The 17,016-nt window shown below is 68.9% G+C and carries 15 protein-coding genes; 12 read left to right on the top strand and 3 right to left on the bottom strand.

Features of this window, described 5'->3' with window-relative positions; all coding sequences use genetic code 11:
• Positions 1 to 11: 11 nt before the first annotated feature.
• From nirB to NA11_RS20410, 8 genes are all read left to right on the top strand, one after another.
• Positions 12 to 2,564: a nitrite reductase large subunit NirB gene (gene nirB, locus NA11_RS20445; RefSeq protein WP_069163551.1), complete on the top strand. Its 2,553-nt coding sequence runs from the start codon at positions 12 to 14 to the stop codon at positions 2,562 to 2,564.
• Positions 2,565 to 2,628: 64 nt separating this feature from the next.
• Positions 2,629 to 3,030 carry a nitrite reductase small subunit NirD gene (gene nirD, locus NA11_RS20440; RefSeq protein WP_069163605.1) on the top strand — a complete coding sequence of 134 codons (402 nt, stop codon included), beginning with the start codon at positions 2,629 to 2,631 and terminating at the stop codon, positions 3,028 to 3,030.
• 4 nt (positions 3,031 to 3,034) lie between these two features.
• Positions 3,035 to 4,258, top strand: a complete 1,224-nt coding sequence (locus NA11_RS20435) for a uroporphyrinogen-III synthase (RefSeq protein WP_069163550.1) — start codon at positions 3,035 to 3,037, stop codon at positions 4,256 to 4,258.
• Positions 4,255 to 5,013: a sirohydrochlorin chelatase gene (locus NA11_RS20430; RefSeq protein ID WP_069163549.1), complete on the top strand. Its 759-nt coding sequence runs from the start codon at positions 4,255 to 4,257 to the stop codon at positions 5,011 to 5,013. The genes NA11_RS20435 and NA11_RS20430 overlap by 4 nt, the downstream gene beginning before the upstream one ends.
• A gap of 181 nt (positions 5,014 to 5,194) precedes the next feature.
• On the top strand, positions 5,195 to 9,349 hold the full coding sequence (locus NA11_RS20425; RefSeq protein ID WP_084654850.1) for a non-ribosomal peptide synthetase: 4,155 nt from the start codon (positions 5,195 to 5,197) through the stop codon (positions 9,347 to 9,349).
• Between the two features lie 11 nt (positions 9,350 to 9,360).
• On the top strand, positions 9,361 to 10,056 hold the full coding sequence (locus tag NA11_RS20420) for a DUF6875 domain-containing protein (protein WP_069163548.1): 696 nt from the start codon (positions 9,361 to 9,363) through the stop codon (positions 10,054 to 10,056).
• Between the two features lie 40 nt (positions 10,057 to 10,096).
• Positions 10,097 to 11,074, top strand: coding sequence for an alpha/beta hydrolase (locus NA11_RS20415; protein WP_069163547.1), 978 nt, complete (start codon positions 10,097 to 10,099; stop codon positions 11,072 to 11,074).
• A 46-nt stretch (positions 11,075 to 11,120) separates the two neighbouring features.
• A complete protein-coding gene (locus NA11_RS20410) occupies positions 11,121 to 11,459 on the top strand; it encodes a TfoX/Sxy family protein (protein ID WP_069163546.1) in 339 nt (112 codons plus the stop codon).
• Positions 11,460 to 11,473: 14 nt separating this feature from the next.
• Here the strand turns inward: NA11_RS20410 and NA11_RS20405 are convergent, their stop codons facing one another.
• Entirely contained in the window at positions 11,474 to 13,177 is a 1,704-nt protein-coding gene (locus NA11_RS20405; protein ID WP_069163545.1) for a metallophosphoesterase, read from the bottom strand.
• A gap of 188 nt (positions 13,178 to 13,365) precedes the next feature.
• On the opposite strand from NA11_RS20405, the gene NA11_RS20400 reads away from it, so the two are divergent.
• The 4 genes from NA11_RS20400 to NA11_RS20385 all read left to right on the top strand — a co-directional run bounded on the left by NA11_RS20400 (position 13,366) and on the right by NA11_RS20385 (position 15,757).
• Positions 13,366 to 13,812 (top strand): cupin domain-containing protein, encoded by a 447-nt coding sequence (locus tag NA11_RS20400; protein ID WP_069163544.1) that lies wholly within the window; start codon positions 13,366 to 13,368, stop codon positions 13,810 to 13,812.
• Between the two features lie 17 nt (positions 13,813 to 13,829).
• Positions 13,830 to 14,684, top strand: coding sequence for an aminoglycoside 6-adenylyltransferase (locus NA11_RS20395; RefSeq protein ID WP_141717724.1), 855 nt, complete (start codon positions 13,830 to 13,832; stop codon positions 14,682 to 14,684).
• 109 nt (positions 14,685 to 14,793) lie between these two features.
• The gene (locus NA11_RS20390) at positions 14,794 to 15,246 is read left to right on the top strand and encodes a VOC family protein (RefSeq protein WP_069163543.1); all 453 of its coding nucleotides are present in this window, start codon (positions 14,794 to 14,796) and stop codon (positions 15,244 to 15,246) included.
• 76 nt (positions 15,247 to 15,322) lie between these two features.
• A complete protein-coding gene (locus NA11_RS20385; RefSeq protein WP_069163542.1) occupies positions 15,323 to 15,757 on the top strand; it encodes a YdeI/OmpD-associated family protein in 435 nt (144 codons plus the stop codon).
• Here the strand turns inward: NA11_RS20385 and mtnC are convergent.
• Both mtnC and NA11_RS20375 read right to left on the bottom strand, forming a co-directional pair.
• Positions 15,754 to 16,443 (bottom strand): acireductone synthase, encoded by a 690-nt coding sequence (gene mtnC / locus NA11_RS20380; RefSeq protein WP_069163541.1) that lies wholly within the window; start codon positions 16,441 to 16,443, stop codon positions 15,754 to 15,756. The two genes, NA11_RS20385 and mtnC, sit on opposite strands and share 4 nt — an antisense overlap.
• Positions 16,440 to 17,015, bottom strand: coding sequence for a 1,2-dihydroxy-3-keto-5-methylthiopentene dioxygenase (locus NA11_RS20375; RefSeq protein WP_069163540.1), 576 nt, complete (start codon positions 17,013 to 17,015; stop codon positions 16,440 to 16,442). The genes mtnC and NA11_RS20375 overlap by 4 nt, the downstream gene beginning before the upstream one ends.
• Between the last annotated feature and the right edge of the window lies 1 nt (position 17,016).

The following is a 17,016-nucleotide window of genomic DNA, read 5'->3' as shown; positions in this document are numbered from 1 at the left end:
GAGGAATATCGATGAATCCCTCAGTCGATCCGACCGGGCGCAAGACCGCCGTTGTGGTCGGGCACGGCATGGTCGGGCACCGGTTCGTCGAGGCGCTGCGCGCGCGGGACGAGGCGGGCCAGTGGCAGGTCGTCGTGCTCAGCGAGGAACTGCTGCCCGCCTATGACCGGGTCGGCCTGTCGTCCTACGTAGGCGCCTGGGACGCAAGCGCTTTGGCGCTGCCGGGCAACGAGTACGCCGACGACGCGCTGGTCGAGCTGCGGCTCGGGCAGCGGGCCGAAACCATCGACCGGGACGCACGCAAGGTCACCACCTCGGCGGGCGACACCCTCGGCTACGACGCGCTGGTGCTTGCCACCGGCTCGTATCCGTTCGTGCCCCCGGTGCCGGGCCACGACCTGCCGGAGTGCTTCGTCTACCGCACCCTCGACGATCTGGACGGGATCAGGGCGACCGCCGAGGCCGCAGGGCCCGGCGCGGTCGGTGTCGTCGTCGGCGGCGGGCTGCTCGGCCTGGAGGCCGCGAATGCCTTGCGCCAGCTCGGTCTTACGCCGCACGTGGTCGAGTACAACGACCGGCTGATGCCCGCGCAGGTCGACGAGGGCGGCGGCGCCATCCTGGAGCGCCTGGTCACCGACCTCGGCCTCACCGTGCACACCGGCGTCGGCACCTCCTCGATCGAGGCGACCAAAAGTGGTGTGCGGGTAGGCCTTTCCGACGAGTCGGTGATCGACGCGGCGCTGGTCGTGTTCTCCGCGGGCGTCCGGCCGCGTGACCAGATCGCTCGCGAGAGCGGACTCGAGGTCGGGCCGCGCGGCGGCATCATCACCGATCTCGGGCTGCAGACCTCCGATCCGAACATCTGGGCCATCGGCGAATGCGCCGCGGTCGAGGGCACCTGCTACGGCCTGGTCGCACCCGGCTACACCACCGCCGAGATCGTCGCGGACCGATTGCTCGGTGGCACCGGCGAATTCCCCGGCGCGGACATGTCGACCAAGCTCAAGCTGCTCGGTGTCGACGTGGCCAGCTTCGGCGACGCGCACGCCACCACCGAGGGCGCGCTGTCGGTGGTGCTGCACGATGCTGCCAAGGGCACCTACGCGAAACTTGTTGTCTCCGATGACGCGCAGATCCTGCTCGGCGGCATCCTGGTCGGCGACGCCACCGCCTACGCCGCGCTGCGGCCGCTGGTCGGGCGGCCGCTGCCCGCCGAGCCCGCGGCGCTGATCTCGCCCGCCGGTGCGGAATTGGGCGCCGACGCGCTGCCGGACGACGCGCAGATCTGCTCGTGCAACAACGTGTCGAAGGGCTCGATCTGCGGCGCCATCGCCGACGGCGCCTGCGATATCGCGGGCATCAAGAAATGCACGTCCGCCGGAACCTCCTGCGGCGGTTGCGTTCCCATGCTCAAGAAGCTGCTGGAGCAGTCCGGCGTCGAGATGTCCAAGGCGCTGTGCGAGCACTTCGGTCAGTCGCGCGCCGAGCTGTTCCAGATCGTCCAGGTCACCGGCATCCGCACCTTCTCCGGCCTGATCGCCAAGTACGGCAAGGGCACCGGCTGCGATATCTGCAAGCCGACGGTCGCCTCCATTCTCGCGTCCACCTCGAGCGAGCACATCCTCGACGGCGAGCAGGCCGCGCTGCAGGACACCAACGACCACTTCCTGGCCAACATGCAGAAGAACGGCACCTATTCGGTGGTGCCGCGGATGCCGGGCGGCGAGGTGACAGCCGATCAGCTCATCACCATCGGTCAGATCGCCAAGGACTTCGGCTTGTATGTGAAGGTCACCGGTGGTCAGCGGATCGACCTGTTCGGCGCGAGAGTCGAACAGCTGCCGCAGATCTGGCAGCGCCTCGTCGACGTCGGCATGGAATCCGGTCACGCCTACGGCAAGTCGCTGCGCACGGTGAAGAGCTGCGTCGGCTCCACCTGGTGCCGCTACGGCCAGCAGGACTCGGTCGGCATGGCCGTGCTGCTCGAAAAGCGTTATCGCGGACTGCGTTCCCCGCACAAACTGAAGCTGGCCGTGTCCGGCTGTGCCCGGGAATGCGCCGAGGCGCGCGGCAAGGACGTCGGCGTGATCGCCACCGAGCAGGGCTGGAACCTGTATGTCGGCGGCAACGGCGGACTCACCCCGAAGCACGCGGTGCTGCTCGCCGGTGAACTCGACGACGAGACGCTGATCAGGTACATCGACCGCTACCTGATGTTCTACGTGCGCACCGCCGACCGGCTGCAGCGCACCGCACCGTGGCAGGAGGCGCTCGAGGGCGGCATCGACTACCTGAAGCAGGTTGTCTGCGAGGACAGCCTCGGCATCGCCGACGAGCTGGAGGCCGCGATGGCCAAGCATGTCGCCGGTTACCGCGACGAATGGGCCGCGGTGCTGGAGGACGAGGAGAAGCTGTCGCGCTTCGTGTCCTTCGTGAACGCGCCGGAGGAGGCTGATCCGACCATCTCGTTCGACGATTCCGGTGCACGGAAGGTGCCGGTGCTGCTCGGCATGCCTGAGGTGGTCGTAGGGGCGGGGACCAGCACCGCTACGCACGGGAAATGACGGCTTAACCGCACAGAAACAGGACGCCTGTACCAATGGGTAGGGCGTTTGGAGGATGACACCGATGACCGTGATCGATACCCCCGGCATTGCCGCGGCAACCACCACCGGTTGGACGCAGGCCTGCAGGCTCGACTACCTGATCCCCGGCCGCGGCGTTGCGGTGTTGCTGAACTGTGGCCGTCAGGCCGCCCTATTCTTGCTGGCCGACGGCATGCTGTATGCCGTGGGCAACATCGATCCCTTCGGCCGTGCCGCGGTGATGTCGCGCGGCATCGTCGGCGACCGCGGCGGCGTGCCCGTCGTGGCCTCGCCGCTGTTGAAGCAGGCGTTCTCCCTGATCGATGGGCACTGCCTGGATGACGACTCGGCAGCATTGCCGGTCTACGCGGTACGCGTCGTCGACGGCGTCGTCGCGGTCTCCAACGAGCCGGTGTCTTCCGCGCTCGCTTCTTCGGATGGGTGAGCGCATGACAACTCTCGACTCGGGCGCGATGCTGGCCGGATTCACGGTCGGCATCACCGCGGCCAGGCGCGCCGACGAGCTCGCCACGCTGCTCGTGCGCCGCGGCGCCGACATCGTGTCCGCACCGGCGATCCGGATCATTCCGCTCGCCGACGACACCGAGCTGGAGCGGGTCACCCGCCAGCTGCTCGTCGACCCACCGCGAATCGTGGTGGCCACCACCGGCATCGGCTTCCGCGGCTGGATGGAGGCGGCCGAGGGTTGGGGCATCGCCGAGGAGCTGCGCGCCACCCTGGGGACCACCAGAATGCTGGCCCGCGGCCCGAAAGCCAAGGGCGCCATCCGCGCTGCCGAACTGCGGGAGGAATGGTCGCCCGCGTCGGAATCCTCCGCCGAGGTGCTCGACCATCTGCTCGCCGAGGGCGTGGAAGGTGTGCGGATCGCCGTGCAGCTGCACGGCGCCACCACCGAGTGGGAGCCGGTGCCCGACTTCTGTGAGGTATTGCGCTGTGCCGGTGCGGATGTCGTTCCGGTGCCGGTGTACCGGTGGGTGCCGCCGGAAGATCAGGGGCCGATGGACCAGCTGATCGAGGCCGTCGTCACCTCCAGCCTCGACTGCGTCACCTTCACCAGTGCGCCTGCCGTGGCGTCGATGTTGATCCGTGCCAAGGAAACCGGGCTGCTGGAGGGCGTGCTGCACGCGATGCGCGGGCGGGTGCTCGCCGCCTGTGTCGGGCCGATCACCGCCGCGCCGCTGGAGGAACTCGGGGTGGCCACGTCGATGCCAGGCCGCGCCAGGCTCGGTGCGCTTGCTCGCCACGTCGCCGAGGAATTGCCGCGCCGGGCCAACCGGATCTACGCCGCGGGGCACATCCTGAGCGTGCGCGGCGGCTGCGTGGTCGTCGATGACGAGGTGCGCAAGCTGGCGCCGGCGCCGATGGCGCTGATGCGCTCGCTGGCCAGGCAACCTGGCCGGGTCGTCTCCAGGGAAGACCTGCTCGCCGCGCTGCCGGGCGGCGGTGACGACACGCATGCGGTGGAAACCGCGATCGCCAGGCTGCGTGCCGGGCTCGGTGCGCCCAAGGCCATCCAGACCGTGGTCAAGCGCGGCTATCGGCTCGCCCTCGACGCCGCGGAATGCATCGACAACAACCCGCGCCCCGAGCTGTCCGGACCACAGGCCCCCGGCATGCCGACTCGCTACGTGCAGTCCGTGGAGGCTTGGTGACGGCTCCCGCCCTGGTGCTGGTTGCGCACGGCACCAGGAGCACCAGGGGCGTCCAGATGATCGCCGCGCTCGCCGAGGCGGTGCACAGGGAGCTCGGCGTCGCGATTTCGGGGCGCGACGCCGAGTCACCTGAATTGCCGCCCGTCCGAACCGCTTTCGTCGACGTGCTGGGTCCTTCCCCCGCCGAGGTGCTGCGCGACCTGACCGATGCGGTCGGGAATTCCGTTCCCGCCGTGGTGGTTCCGGCCTTCTTGGCGTCGGGTTATCACGTCTACCAGGACGTGCCACGCGAAGTGGCGGAGAGCGCGCACCCCACCGTTGCGGTCACGCCCGCGATGGGGCCGGACCCCGCGCTGGCGCGCATCATGACCATGCGGCTGCGTGCCGCGGGCTGGCGTCCCGGCGACACCGTCGTCCTCGCTGCCGCCGGCTCCTCGGATGCCCGTGCGCGCCAGGACGTCCGCCGCGCCGCCGCCATGCTCACCGAGCACCTGCGTGCAACGGTGCACCTGGCCTACATCGCCACCGGCACCCCTCGGGTTCCCGAAGTCGTTGCTGCCCTTCGTCGTTCCGGCTCGGAGCGGGTCTTCATCGCCTCCTACCTGCTGGCGCACGGTCTGTTCCACCAACGCCTACACGAAGCAGGCGCCGACGGCGTCGCCGAACCCATCGGCGTCCACCCTGCGGTGGTTCGGCTCATCGTCGACCGCTATCGCACTGCGGCGCGCGAACTGGTGCAGCTCCGCGCCCGCTGAGCCGTCCCGACCGTGAAAATGGTCGATTTCACACCGGGGTTGGGGCTTGCCTGGCGGTGATCTCCGCAGACACGTGCGGCCGCACGCGCCGATCATGCTGGAATAACGGCTGGTCGATGCATGGATGCCGTAAGTTTGCTCGAGGACGAATCAGCGGTGGCTTTCCGAATTCGAGGGAGGCGTGTTGACCGGAGCCGACGCCGCAGTGCCGGGGACGCATCCCCTGTCGACGGCGCAGCTGCGCTGGTGGGTGGCGCAGCAATTGCAGCCTGCGGTGCCGATCACGGTGGCGATGTACCTGGATCTGGTCGGGCCGCTCGACACCGGGTTGATGTCGCGCTCCGCCCGGTGTGCGGCGCGTGAGCTGGAGTCGCCGCTGGTGCGGTTTCGTCTGGTCGACGGATGTCCGCGCCAGTACGTCGATGCCGCAGCGGAACTGCCGATCCACTCTGTCGATCTGACCGGGGAGGCGGAGCCGATCGCCGCCGCGCTGGCGCGGATGGAACGCGACTACGGGTCGCCGTTGGATCCGCTCACCGATCAGCTCACGGTGGCGACGGTGTTCCAGGTAGCGCCGGATCGGCACCTGCTCTATCTGCGCAGTCATCACATCGTGCTCGACGGCATGGGCGCGGCGGCGCTGTTGCGCCGCACGGGGGAGCTCTATCGGTCGGAAGTTGCTGCGGTGCAAGGGATTGACGGTGCAGGCAGCCGTTCATCCCTGGGGGAGCGGTTGCTGGTCGATCGTGGCCCCAGGCGGACAGGCGGGCAGAACGCGCGCGTGCTGGCACGCTCAGCCCCGGTCATCGGCAACGAATCACTGCGACCGTCAACGGGTTCGGTCAGCACCATCACCGACGACAGCGCGGTGGTGAATAGTGCTGCGGTAAAACGTGGTTCGGTCAGCCGGGTGCTCTCGGTGCCGGAGCTGCTCGAAGATGAACGCAATTACCAGGATTCGGCCCGTGCCGCGGCCGATCGTGACTACTGGCGCGCACAACTCGCCACGTTCGAGGAACCGGTCGCGCTGGCCGGTCGGCCTGTCGCACCGGAGCCACGGCCGCATCGGGTGACCGCAACGCTGGACGCCGCGACGGCGGAACTGCTCGCGGGCGCCCGCACCAGGCACGGCGCGACCTTCCCGGAGCTGGCGGTGGCGGCCTTCGCCTGCTACCTGGCCAGGATGACGGGTAGTGCCGAGGTCACCCTGACCCTGCCGGTCACCGCCAGGCCCACCGCTGCGCTGCGCCGGTCGGCCGGGTCGATGTCGAATGTGGTGCCGCTGCGGCTGACCGGTCTCGACACCGGCACCGTCGGTGCGGCCATCGCGCAGGTGCGCTCGGCGGTGATCGGCGCACTGCGGCATCAGCGCTACCGGTCCGAGGACATGCAGCGCGATCGCGGCCAACAGCATGTGGTGCGTGGCGGATTCGGGCCGGTGGTCAACGTGCTCGGGTTCACCGAGCCGTTCCGGCTCGGCGCGCTGGCCGGGCAGGTGCGGCTGCTTTCGCTCGGTCCGGTGGAGGACCTGCTGGTGAACGGCTATCAGGCAGGCCCGGACGAGCGGTCGATCAGCATCGACTTCCATGCCAATCCGGCGCGCTACCGCGGCGACCTGGTCGCCTGGCACCACCGGATGTTCCTCGACTATCTCGGTGGCTTCCTCGCGGTCGAATCCGACTGTCCGATACCGGCTCTGCACCTCACGCCGCCCACTCCGGTGGTCGACGAGCCTGCAGGCCCCATCCGGGTGCTGCCCGACCTACTCCGGTCCGGCCTGCGCCCCGACGCGGTCGCGGTCCGAGACGGCCACCGCACCATGACGTATCGCGAGCTGGACGAGGCATCGTCGCGGTGGGCTCGTGAACTGATGGCAGGTGGTGCGCGGCCCGGCGAATTCGTCGTTGTCGCGGTGCCGCGCTCGCTCGAGTCGGTGCTCGCCCTGTGGGCGGTCGCGAAGGCTGGGGCCTGCTTCGCGCCGGTCGACCCGGCCGATCCGGCCGAGCGGATCGCGACGGTGATCGCGGATACCGCGGCACGGCAAGGGCTTACGGTCGCCGCGGTCCGAGACGGCCTACCGTGCGGCACCAACTGGCTCGCACTCGACGACGCGCGGGTACGTGCGGAGGTCGAGCGCCGACCGGACACCGCGATCGATGACGAGGAGCGGCCGCGCGCGCTGCGGCCGGGTCACGCTGCGTATCTGATCTACACCTCGGGCACCACCGGCATCCCGAAAGGCGTGCTCGTCACGCATCGCGGACTCGGGGCACTGACCGACTACATCACCGAACACTATGGGGTAGGCCAGGACTCGGTAGTCCTGCACGCGCACGCACCGTCGTTCGACGCGCACCTGCTCGAGCTGCTCGCCTGCTTCGCGGCGGGCGCCTGTCTGGTCGTCGAACCGCCGTCGGTGGTCGCGGGCGGCGCGCTGGCACAACTCATCGTCGACAGCGGCAGCACCCATTTCCTCACCACGCCTGCGGTGCTCGCGACGCTGTCGCCAGCGGAGGTGCCCGCGCTGCGGGCGGTCGTCGTCGGCGGGGAGGCCTGCCCCGCGGAGCTGGTGCGGGTATGGGCGCCGCACCTGCGACTGTTCAACGGGTACGGGCCGACCGAAACTACTGTCATGGCAACACAAACCGCGGCGATGGTGTCCGGTGAGCCGGTTACCATCGGCGCCGCCTTGCCCGGAGTGCGTGCGGTGGTGTTCGATTCGCGCCTGAGGCGAATCCCGCCCGGTGCCAGGGGTGAGCTCTACCTGGGCGGGCTCGGTGTGGCCGACGGCTATCTGCGGAATCCGGTCGGCACCGCCGTGCGGTTCATCGCCGACCCGTTCGGCATCGGCCACCGGCTGTATCGCACCGGCGATCTGGTCAGCGCGAGCCCGGATGGTGCGTTCGAATTCCTCGGCCGCGCCGACGATCAGGTCGAGCTGCGCGGACGGCGGATCGAGCCGGCCGAGATCGAGTCGGCATTGCGTGCGGGGCCGGAGGTCGAGCACGCGGTGGTCACCGTCGCCGATCACGGACGGCCGGAGGCCAGGTTGGTCGGCTATGTGGTCGCGGCGCGCGGTGTTCGGTTCGAGCCTGCCGAGACGCTGCGCCGACTGCGCGCCACCCTGCCCGCGGCGTTGGTGCCGTCGGCGCTGATCGAGCTGGACCGATTGCCGGTGTCCGGCAACGGGAAACTCGACCGTGCTGCGCTGCCGCCGCCGATGGCGCCGCGGCGCTCGTACCGCGCGCCGACGACCCCGATGCACCGGTTGGTTGCCGAATGCTTCGAGAAGGCAACGGGGCGAACCACTGTCGGCCTGGACGATGACTTCTTCGAGCTCGGCGGGAATTCCCTGCTCGGCGTGACGGTCTCGGCCGAGTTGGCCGCCGCGACCGACGTTCCGGTGACGGTGCGCTGGCTCTACACGGCGCCGACGGTCGAGGCACTGGCCGATCGCATCGCCGGGTACGACGGCGCGGAAACCACCGATGACGCGCTCGGGGTACTGCTCACGTTGCGCACCAAGGGAACTCGTCCGCCGCTGTTCTGCGTGCATTCCGCGGTGCCGCTGGCCTGGTGCTATGCGGGGCTGGCCAGGTACGTCACCGACCGCCCGGTCTACGGCCTGCAGGCGCCGTCGTTGACCGGCGACGTCGATGCGATCGGCACCATCGATGAACTCGCCGACAGCTACGTGGACGCGATGGTCCGTGTGCAGCCCGAGGGGCCGTACCACCTGCTCGGTTGGTCGCTCGGCGGGCAGATCGCGCACGCGATTGCGGTGCGGCTGCGGGCCCACGGTGCTGCTGTTGCCGCGCTGACCATGCTGGACAGCGTCGTCATCCCAGAGGATGCGGCTCCGCCGCCGGTGCCGAGGATGCGAGATCTGTTGACCCACTTGCTCGGTGACGAACCGGACGACGCCGACGCGGCTCCCGAGGTGACCGCCGCCGAGGCCGCCGCCGAACTGGCCGCCGCCGGTGCGTCATTCGGCACCGGGCTGTCGGTCGCGCAGCTCGAGCGGCTGCACCGCGGCTACGTCGACGGGGTCGCGCTCTCGCACGGCTATCGCCCCGGCGTCTTCGACGGTGACCTGCTGTACTTTTCGGCGACCCGCGGCGTGACCGAGCTGCTCGGCGCCGATATCTGGCGGCCGTTCATCACCGGCGACCTCATCGAACATCAGGTGGTGGCGACGCACGCCCAGCTCACCAATACCGCTGTGGTCGAGGTGATCGGCCCGATCCTGGCCAGGCATCTCGAACGGATCGCCGTCGGCGCAGAGCGCGCTGTGTGCACGGAGGTGCCGCACGGGCTTGCGCGGAGCGAGCACTGAGCGGCACGGGGATGCGCACCCATGTCGGTGCGCGCACCGGGTTCGAGTGGGGCAATGTCTACGACGACCCGGAGGCGTGGGCGCGGCGAAATCCGGACGCCGCCACGTTGCTTCACTATTTCGGTGACCAGCTGGTGCGACCCGATCCGCGGCTTGGTCGCGACGGACCGGTGTGTCCCTTCGTCCGCCGTGCGATATCGCGGCACACCCTGTGGGTCGCCGTGGTGCCTGGCGACGACATCGCCGTCGACACCATGACGGCGGCGGTGGACGACGCCTTCGAGTTCCACCGCGCCATGTCCACGGGCCATGATGCCCGAATCATGGCCGCAGTCACCGTCTTTCCCGGCCTCACCCGCTACGAGCGGGTCGACACCGCACACCTGAACCGCAAGTCGGCCGTCGTCGCGCAGGGGCGCATGCTCGGCCAGTTCTATCCGGGCTGCGGCATCTCCGGCTTGTGGAACAAGGACTTTCGTCCCCTCGACGCCCCGCTGCCGATGCTGGTGATCCGCACGATGACGACCACCGACTTCCCCTTCGTTGTCGAGCGTGCGGAGTGGCTCTACGCCTACCTGACGCACGTCGCGCCCGATCTGCCGGTGCGGCTGCGCTGGCTGATTGCTGAGCGACTGCAGCTGGCCGAGGTGCCCGGCGATGCCATTACCGACCTGCGCATTCATTCGGTGGGCGAACACGCCCGATGAATGCGGGGCGCCGTCGCGGCCCTGATAGATACTCGATTCCATGCGCCGGCTGAAGCGATGCCTGGTCCCTGTTCTCGCGGTGGTCGCCGCGCTCGTTCCGGCCCCGACGGCCGTCGCGGACCCCGACTCCCGCATCCTCGACGTGCGGCCGCTAGGCGGGCGGCAACTGGAGGTCGTCGTGCACTCGGCGGCGATGAACAAGCCCATCACCCTGTGGATGTCGCATCCCGGCGCCGGTGCGCCGACGCTGTATCTACTCAACGCGGTCGACGGCGGCGAGGACGGCGGACCGTGGCCGCGTCGCACCGATGTCGCGGCGTTCTTCGCGGACAAGAACGTCAACGTGATCGTCCCGATGGGCGGGCGGGCCAGCTATTACACCGACTGGCTGCACGACGACGCCGCGCTCGGCCGCAACCAGTGGACGACGTTCCTGACCAGGGAGCTGCCGCCGCTGCTCGCGGACAGGTTCGCCAGCACCGGACGCAATGCTGTTGCGGGACTGTCGATGTCGGCGACCTCAGCATTGAACCTGGCGATCAGCGCGCCCGGCATGTATCAGGCGGTCGGCGCCTTCAGCGGCTGCCCGCGCACCAGTGACGCGGTCGCTCAGGCGATGGTCACCTCGCAGCTGGCTGTGTTCGGTGCGAATGTGGCGAACATGTGGGGCGCACCGGACAATCCGGCCTGGATCGAACACGACCCGATGGTGCAGGCGGAGCGCCTGCGCGGGCTGGCCCTCTACGTGTCGGCGGGCACCGGCGCCCCCGGCGAACACGACGACATCAGCGACCCCGGCGTCGACGGCAACCCCGCGCGGCTGGTCGACCGGGTGGTGGTCGGCGGTGCCATGGAGACGTTTGTCAGCGGCTGCACTCGGCCGTTCATCGATCGCCTGCGCGCGCTCGGCATTCCGGTCACCGCGAACCTGCGCCCGGCCGGCACCCATGCCTGGACCTACTGGCAGGACGACGTGCACAATTCCTGGCCGGTGTTCGCAGGCGCGATCGGGGCATGAGCGCGTTCGGCCCGAATGTGTCGGTGTCTGGGACGACAATGCCGCTATGGCATATGACGAGGAACTGGCCGATCGCATTCGGCTGATGATCACCCCTGGCCCCGAGTTGAGCGAGCGGAAGATGTTCGGCGGCCTCGCCTTCCTGATCAGCGGCAATATGGCGGTCGCGGCGAGCAGGAACGGCGGCATGCTGGTCCGGGTCGATCCGAAGGAGAACAGCAAGCTGCTCGAGCTCGATGTGGTGGAGCCGATGGTGATGGGCGGCAAGGAGATGGTCGGCTGGCTGTATCTCGCGGCCGACGCGGCCGACGACGATACGGTGCTGCGGGAGTGGATCGAGCGCGGTGTCGGGTACGCCCGGTCACTGCCGCCGAAGCGGAAGTGACCGGCGAGCTTCGCTCAGGCGCGGACCTGACGGCGATAGGTGACCCGGTCGAATTCCCGGCCGTACTCGTCGACCGCGATCACGTCCATTTCGCTGGCGAAGATTCCGGGACGGACATCGACGCGCAGGAACGAATAGTTGCGGAACCGCACCCGCGACCACGGCGCGGCCTCGCCCTGCTTGCCGCCGCCGGATTCCCACACGTAGCTGTCGGGCACCGTGGTGTCCGGTAATTCGTTGCCGCGGTAGGACTCCCGCGATCCGGGCTGGAAGTCGTAGCGCGGGCGACCGCCGCCGCCGACGGTGTAGTAGACGGTGCCGTCGGTCTCCGGGTAGACGATCGAGTTGTCGCCCGCGACCTTCGTTGCGGCATTGCCGCGGATCGGGTCGGTGCGCTCGAACACGTGATTGTGCCCCTGCAACACCAGATCCACCTGGTAGCGGTCGAACAGCGCCACCCACGCGTCGCGCACCCCGCCATCGCTGGCGTGCGCCTCGGTCGTCGAGTAGGCGCAGTGGTGGAAGAAGCAGACCAGGAAGTCGATGTTCGGGTTCGCGCGGTAGGCGGCAAGCGTGCGTTCCACCCAACCCGTTTGGGCGCCACCGGAATACCCGGTGTTGGCGCCGATCTCATACGAGACATCGTTGGCATCCAGCGAAAGCACCGCGACATTGCCGTAGGTGAACGAATACGCCGACGGACAGCCGGTCGGCCCGTTGCCGGGAAAGTCGAGCCGCGCCACGTGTCCGCCGTAGCCCTGCGCCCCGTAGGTCGCCTCCATATCGTGGTTGCCCGTCGCGAACATCCACGGCGTCTCGGCGGCGCTGGCCTCGATCGCGCCGAAATAGACATCCCAGACGTACGGGTTGTATTTGTCGAAGCCGCTCGTGAGTTTGCCTTCGTGCGAGACGAATTGGGCGGGCTTGCCCGCGCCGGACGGATCCGCGTAGGCGATGTCGCCGGCCAGGATGTGGAAATCCGGCTTGGCCGCGGCGATCTGGCGCAGCACGTTGGTGGCGTGCGGTGCGTTCGGATCGTTGTCGGCTTTGTAGTACTTGTCGTCGTAGTCACCGGGCACCAGACCTGCTGGCAGCCGCGGTGTTTCGTCGGTGCCCTGATCGCCCATCATGGTGAACCGGAACGGCACGATCGCGGCCCGTGCGGTCGGCATCGCGGTGGACGCGGATCGGATATCGCCGGTGAAGCCGTCGGCGGTGCGCCAGCGGTAGAAGTGCGGCACCCGTCCCGGCAGTCCGTCCACCGGCGCGTGCGCGTAGAACTGCTCGGCCGCGAGCACGCCGCCGTCGCTGCTCGGCAGCTGCGTGAGCAGGTTGCGCACCTCGGCCTCCACCGTCGCGCCGAGCGCAGGCGTCGGACCGTGGTCGAGAAAGACCTTCGTGCCCGCGGGCTGCCTGGACAACTGGGCCGCGAACCGCAGCTGACTCGTCGCGTCCGGACCGAACCCGACATGCCGCCCGCCGACCGCGAGCTGGGCGTCTTGCGCGTACGCCCGCCGTCCGAACGGCGAGGTGCCCACCGCGGCGACGGCCGCGGCGGCCGCGGCCCCGCGCAGGATGTTGCGCCGGGACACCGGGTGCCTGCGCAGATAGTTTCGATGCCAGTCGTGCTGCTCGGCCACCGTCATCTCGGCCGAGAGTGCACTGGGAATTCCGGTATCCGGTACATCACCTGCGGGGTTCAGCGGATTCGACGCCATACCGACCGATGCTGGTCGTGTGCGGTCACCCCTGCAACTCGACACCTGCAGCCGTATGCGAACAAGAGATGAACTCTCGTGAAGCACGGCTTATCGATCCGGGCAATTCCGGCAAAACCGCCGAATTGAACCTGACCTGGGCGAACTCGCTCTTCCCCGGACACCGCACCGGTGGATAGGCTCCCGCGATGACGCCCTTCACCCGCGGATCCGCCGTGGCGCTCCTGCTCGGCGCCGCGCTCTTCGGCACCGCCACTGCCAACGCCACCCCCGGCACCGGCATCACCGCGGTCACTCTCGCCCAGGCCCAGATCCCCGTCGATCTCATCCCCTTCGTCGCGGGCACCGACTACGTCGTCCGCGAAATCACCATCGCCCCAGGCGGTTCCACCGGCTGGCACACCCACGACGGCCCGGTCTTCGGCATCATCCGCGCAGGCACCCTCACCCACCCCGGCCCCGACTGCGAGACCCCCGTCTACCGCACCGGCGACTTCATCTACGAACCCGAAGGCGCCTGGAACATCCACATCGGCCGCAACCTGGGCCCCGACCCCCTCATCCTCGACGTCGTCTACGCCCCACCCACCGGCAAACCCCTCTTCAACGACGCCCCCGCCCCACCCTGCGCCTGACCCGGCAGGATGGGGGTATGAGTCTTGTGCCGAGTGGGGTTGCCGGGGACGAGTTGATGGTGGGGCGGGTGGTGGAGTGGGCTCGGGGGCAGGCGGACGTGGCTGTGGTGTTGCGGACGGGGTCGCGGGCGCGGGGGGACGGCGCGGTGGACGCGCTGTCGGATCATGACATCGAGGTGTATACGACTGAGCCCGAGAAGTATTCGGGGGATGGTTCGTGGGTGCGTGCGTTCGGGGCGGTGTGGGTGAACATCGAATTGGAAGGGCCGTATGACAATCCGGCGCATTTGGTGTTCTTCGAGGGTGGGGTGAAGGCGGATTTTCAGGTGCTGCCTGTCGATCTGCTCGCGGAGATGATCGACGACGGGCTCGACGAGCTGCACGAGCGCGGATATCAGGTGCTGTTCGAGCGCGACGGTGCGGCGGCCGGGCTGCCAACGGCGAGCGGGGCAGGCCCGGTCGGCGAGCTGCCCGACCAGGAGGAGTTCGGGGCGCTGTGCGCGGAGTTCTGGTTCGAAATCGCACATCTGCCACGGTATTTGGCGCGGGGTGACCTGTGGGTCGTCAAGTCTCGGGACTGGGAGACCAAGGAGTTCCTGCGGACGATGATCGAATGGCATGCGCAGACCCGCTTCGGCGTCGACCACGACGTGTGGCACGGGGGCACGAAGATGCGGGACTGGGCGGCGCCAGGAGTGTGGCCGCGCGTCGAGCAGATGTTCGCGATCGGTGATCCGTTGCGGCAAGCGCAGGCGACGGCCGATCTGTTCGGGGAACTGGCCAGGGAGGTCGCGGCGGCGCTCGAGCTCGACTATCCGCACGAGGCAGAGCAGGCCATCCGGCCCTCGCTCGAGCAGTTGCCTGCCCGGTGATCCCGGCCCGCCGAAAAACTTCTCGAGAAAATGTGAGAGATACGTCGTGCCGGCGGTGACGGCTCCGACCAGAGGGTGACAGCAAGTCACCGATCACAAGGAGCACATCATGTCCGTCAACACCTTCTTCTGGTTCGACAGCGCGGCCGAGGAAGCCGCCACCTTCTACACCTCGGTGGTGCCGAATTCGCGGGTCGTCGACGTCGCTCGGCAGTCGGACGGCTCGGCGTTCATCGTGTCGCTCGAGCTCGACGGGCAGGCGGTGACGCTGATGAACGGCGGACCGGGGCATCCGCTCACCGACGCGGCCTCGTTGCAGGTGCTCGTCGAGACGCAGGACGAGGTGGACCGGTTGTGGGACGCGCTCACCGAGGGTGGTGCGCCGGGGCCTTGCGGCTGGCTGACCGATCGGTACGGGTTGTCCTGGCAGGTTGTTCCGACCACCTTGCTGACGTTGATGGGCGGCGCGGATCCGGCCAAGACCATCGCTGTCGGCACCGCGGTGCAGAGCATGTCCAAGCTCGACATCAAGACCCTGCAAGACGCCTACGACAACGCGTGAAGGCTGCGGCCACCGGACCCGCGAGTGCGGGTCCCGGTGGCGGCGAACGACCTGGTCCGGCCGGTAGTGTCGGCCTATGGAGCGATTCGAGGGGACCATTGAATCCGCCGTCGGCGGCGGTGCGTTCGTCGCGGTGCCCGCCGAGGTGGTCTCGGCGTTGGGCGGCGGCGGCCGCATCCCGGTGATCGCCGCCTTCGACGGCATCGAGTACCGCGGCTCCATCGTGGAGATGGGCGCAGGGCCTTGCCTCGGTGTGCTGAAGGCGATCCGCACTCAGCTGGGGAAGGAGCCCGGCGACGCGGTCGTCGTCACGCTGGCCCGCGATGCTGCCGAGCGCACGATCGAGGTTCCGGACGACCTGGCCGAGGCGTTGCGCTCGGCCGGTGTCCGTGCCGCTTTCGATGAGTTGTCGTTTTCGCGACGGCGCGAGCACGTCACTGCCGTCACCGGAGCAAAACGGCAGGACACGCGCGTCAATCGGATCGCGAAAGTTGTTGCGGCGTTGCGCTAACCGTCTGCCGGGTGGATGTCGGCGAACGTGTCCACCCAACGGTGCGGTGGGCGTGGGGGATTGGGCTCGCCGGGGCGCGCGAGCCCGATGGCGTGCCAGCCCGCCGCGACGGCCGCGTCGAGCTCGTCCGGATGGTCGGACAGGAACAGGATGCGCTCGGCGGGTGTGCCGATCGCGCCCGCGATCTTCTCGTACGAGGCCTGCTCGCGCTTGCCGCCCGCGGTGGTCAGATCGAAGTAGCCGCTGATCAGCGCGGCCAGTTCGCCTTCGCGCGCGAAGGTGAACCAATCCTGTTGGTTGCGAACGGATCCCGACGAGTACACGTACAGCGCCAGCCCGTCCGCGTGCCAGGCCCGCAGTGCGGCAGGCACATCGGCGAAGAACTCGCCGTGCAACGCCCCGCTGCGGAAGCCCTCGGCGCAGATCAGTCCCTGCGCCGCCTTGAGCGGCTCGGCTTTGACATCGGAGTCGAGCCATCCCCGCAGAATGGCCGCAACCTCGTCGGTGTCCGCCCCCGGCCGCGCCGCCAGTTCCCTGGTCGTGGCGAGAATGGAAACCGCGGCACCCGTGCGATTCTCGGCCAGCCAGGCCGGAAGACGTGCGCGGGTATAGCCGTACAGATCCTCGCGCACCGAACTGGTCGGGCTGGTTGTCCCTTCGATGTCGACGACCACCGCCGCGATCATGAGGCGGTGAGCAACTCGTCGAGCGTCGGGAACGCTTCGCTGATCCGGTCGCCGGTGAAGTCGCCGACCCAACCGTCCTCCTCCTCGAAGAAGCGGATGGCGATGAAGTCGGGCCTGGTTCCCATGTCGAACCAGTGCAGCGTGCCCGCAGGCACCGAGAGCAGGTCACCGCCCTCGCAGACGACGGCCAGCACCTCGTGCCCGAGATGCAGGTAGAAGCAGCCGCGTCCGGCCGCGAAGAAGCGGACCTCGTCCTCGGCGTGCCGGTGTTCGTTGAGGAACTTGGCCCTGGCGCCCGCGGCGACCTCCGGCCATTCCGGGTTGGTGTCGTCCGGGTGGATGCGGGCGATGTCGATGTGCTGGTAGCGTCCCGACGCGTTCAGCTCTGCGACAGCGTCGGCGTAGTGCGCGAGCAGCGCGTCCGAGTCGACCGCCGCGGCGCCGTCCACCACCGGCCAGCGGCCGAAAGTGATGCCGTGCTCGGCCAATTCGGCGCCGATCACCGCGTCGTCGGTGGTCCGCACCCGCACGTCTGCCGCGTTGTCGGCGGCCATCACCTGGAGCAGGGTCATG

The organism is Nocardia altamirensis NBRC 108246, from assembly GCF_001612685.1.
In the GTDB taxonomy this organism is placed as follows: Bacteria; Actinomycetota; Actinomycetes; order Mycobacteriales; family Mycobacteriaceae; genus Nocardia; species Nocardia altamirensis.
Note: the sequence above shows the minus strand (reverse complement) of the source record. Positions and strands in the feature narration are given on the sequence as shown.

Excerpts from the sequence above, each read along its gene's own strand:
- NA11_RS20435 (WP_069163550.1), top strand. The coding sequence starts at position 3,035 with ATGACAACTCTCGACTCGGGCGCGATGCTGGCCGGATTCACGGTCGGC.
- mtnC (WP_069163541.1), bottom strand. The coding sequence starts at position 16,443 with ATGATCGCGGCGGTGGTCGTCGACATCGAAGGGACAACCAGCCCGACC.
- nirB (WP_069163551.1), top strand. The coding sequence starts at position 12 with ATGAATCCCTCAGTCGATCCGACCGGGCGCAAGACCGCCGTTGTGGTC.
- NA11_RS20385 (WP_069163542.1), top strand. The coding sequence starts at position 15,323 with ATGGAGCGATTCGAGGGGACCATTGAATCCGCCGTCGGCGGCGGTGCG.
- NA11_RS20420 (WP_069163548.1), top strand. The coding sequence starts at position 9,361 with ATGCGCACCCATGTCGGTGCGCGCACCGGGTTCGAGTGGGGCAATGTC.
- nirD (WP_069163605.1), top strand. The coding sequence starts at position 2,629 with ATGACCGTGATCGATACCCCCGGCATTGCCGCGGCAACCACCACCGGT.
- NA11_RS20395 (WP_141717724.1), top strand. The coding sequence starts at position 13,830 with ATGAGTCTTGTGCCGAGTGGGGTTGCCGGGGACGAGTTGATGGTGGGG.
- NA11_RS20375 (WP_069163540.1), bottom strand. The coding sequence starts at position 17,015 with ATGACCCTGCTCCAGGTGATGGCCGCCGACAACGCGGCAGACGTGCGG.
- NA11_RS20390 (WP_069163543.1), top strand. The coding sequence starts at position 14,794 with ATGTCCGTCAACACCTTCTTCTGGTTCGACAGCGCGGCCGAGGAAGCC.
- NA11_RS20410 (WP_069163546.1), top strand. The coding sequence starts at position 11,121 with ATGGCATATGACGAGGAACTGGCCGATCGCATTCGGCTGATGATCACC.
- NA11_RS20405 (WP_069163545.1), bottom strand. The coding sequence starts at position 13,177 with ATGGCGTCGAATCCGCTGAACCCCGCAGGTGATGTACCGGATACCGGA.
- NA11_RS20400 (WP_069163544.1), top strand. The coding sequence starts at position 13,366 with ATGACGCCCTTCACCCGCGGATCCGCCGTGGCGCTCCTGCTCGGCGCC.
- NA11_RS20415 (WP_069163547.1), top strand. The coding sequence starts at position 10,097 with ATGCGCCGGCTGAAGCGATGCCTGGTCCCTGTTCTCGCGGTGGTCGCC.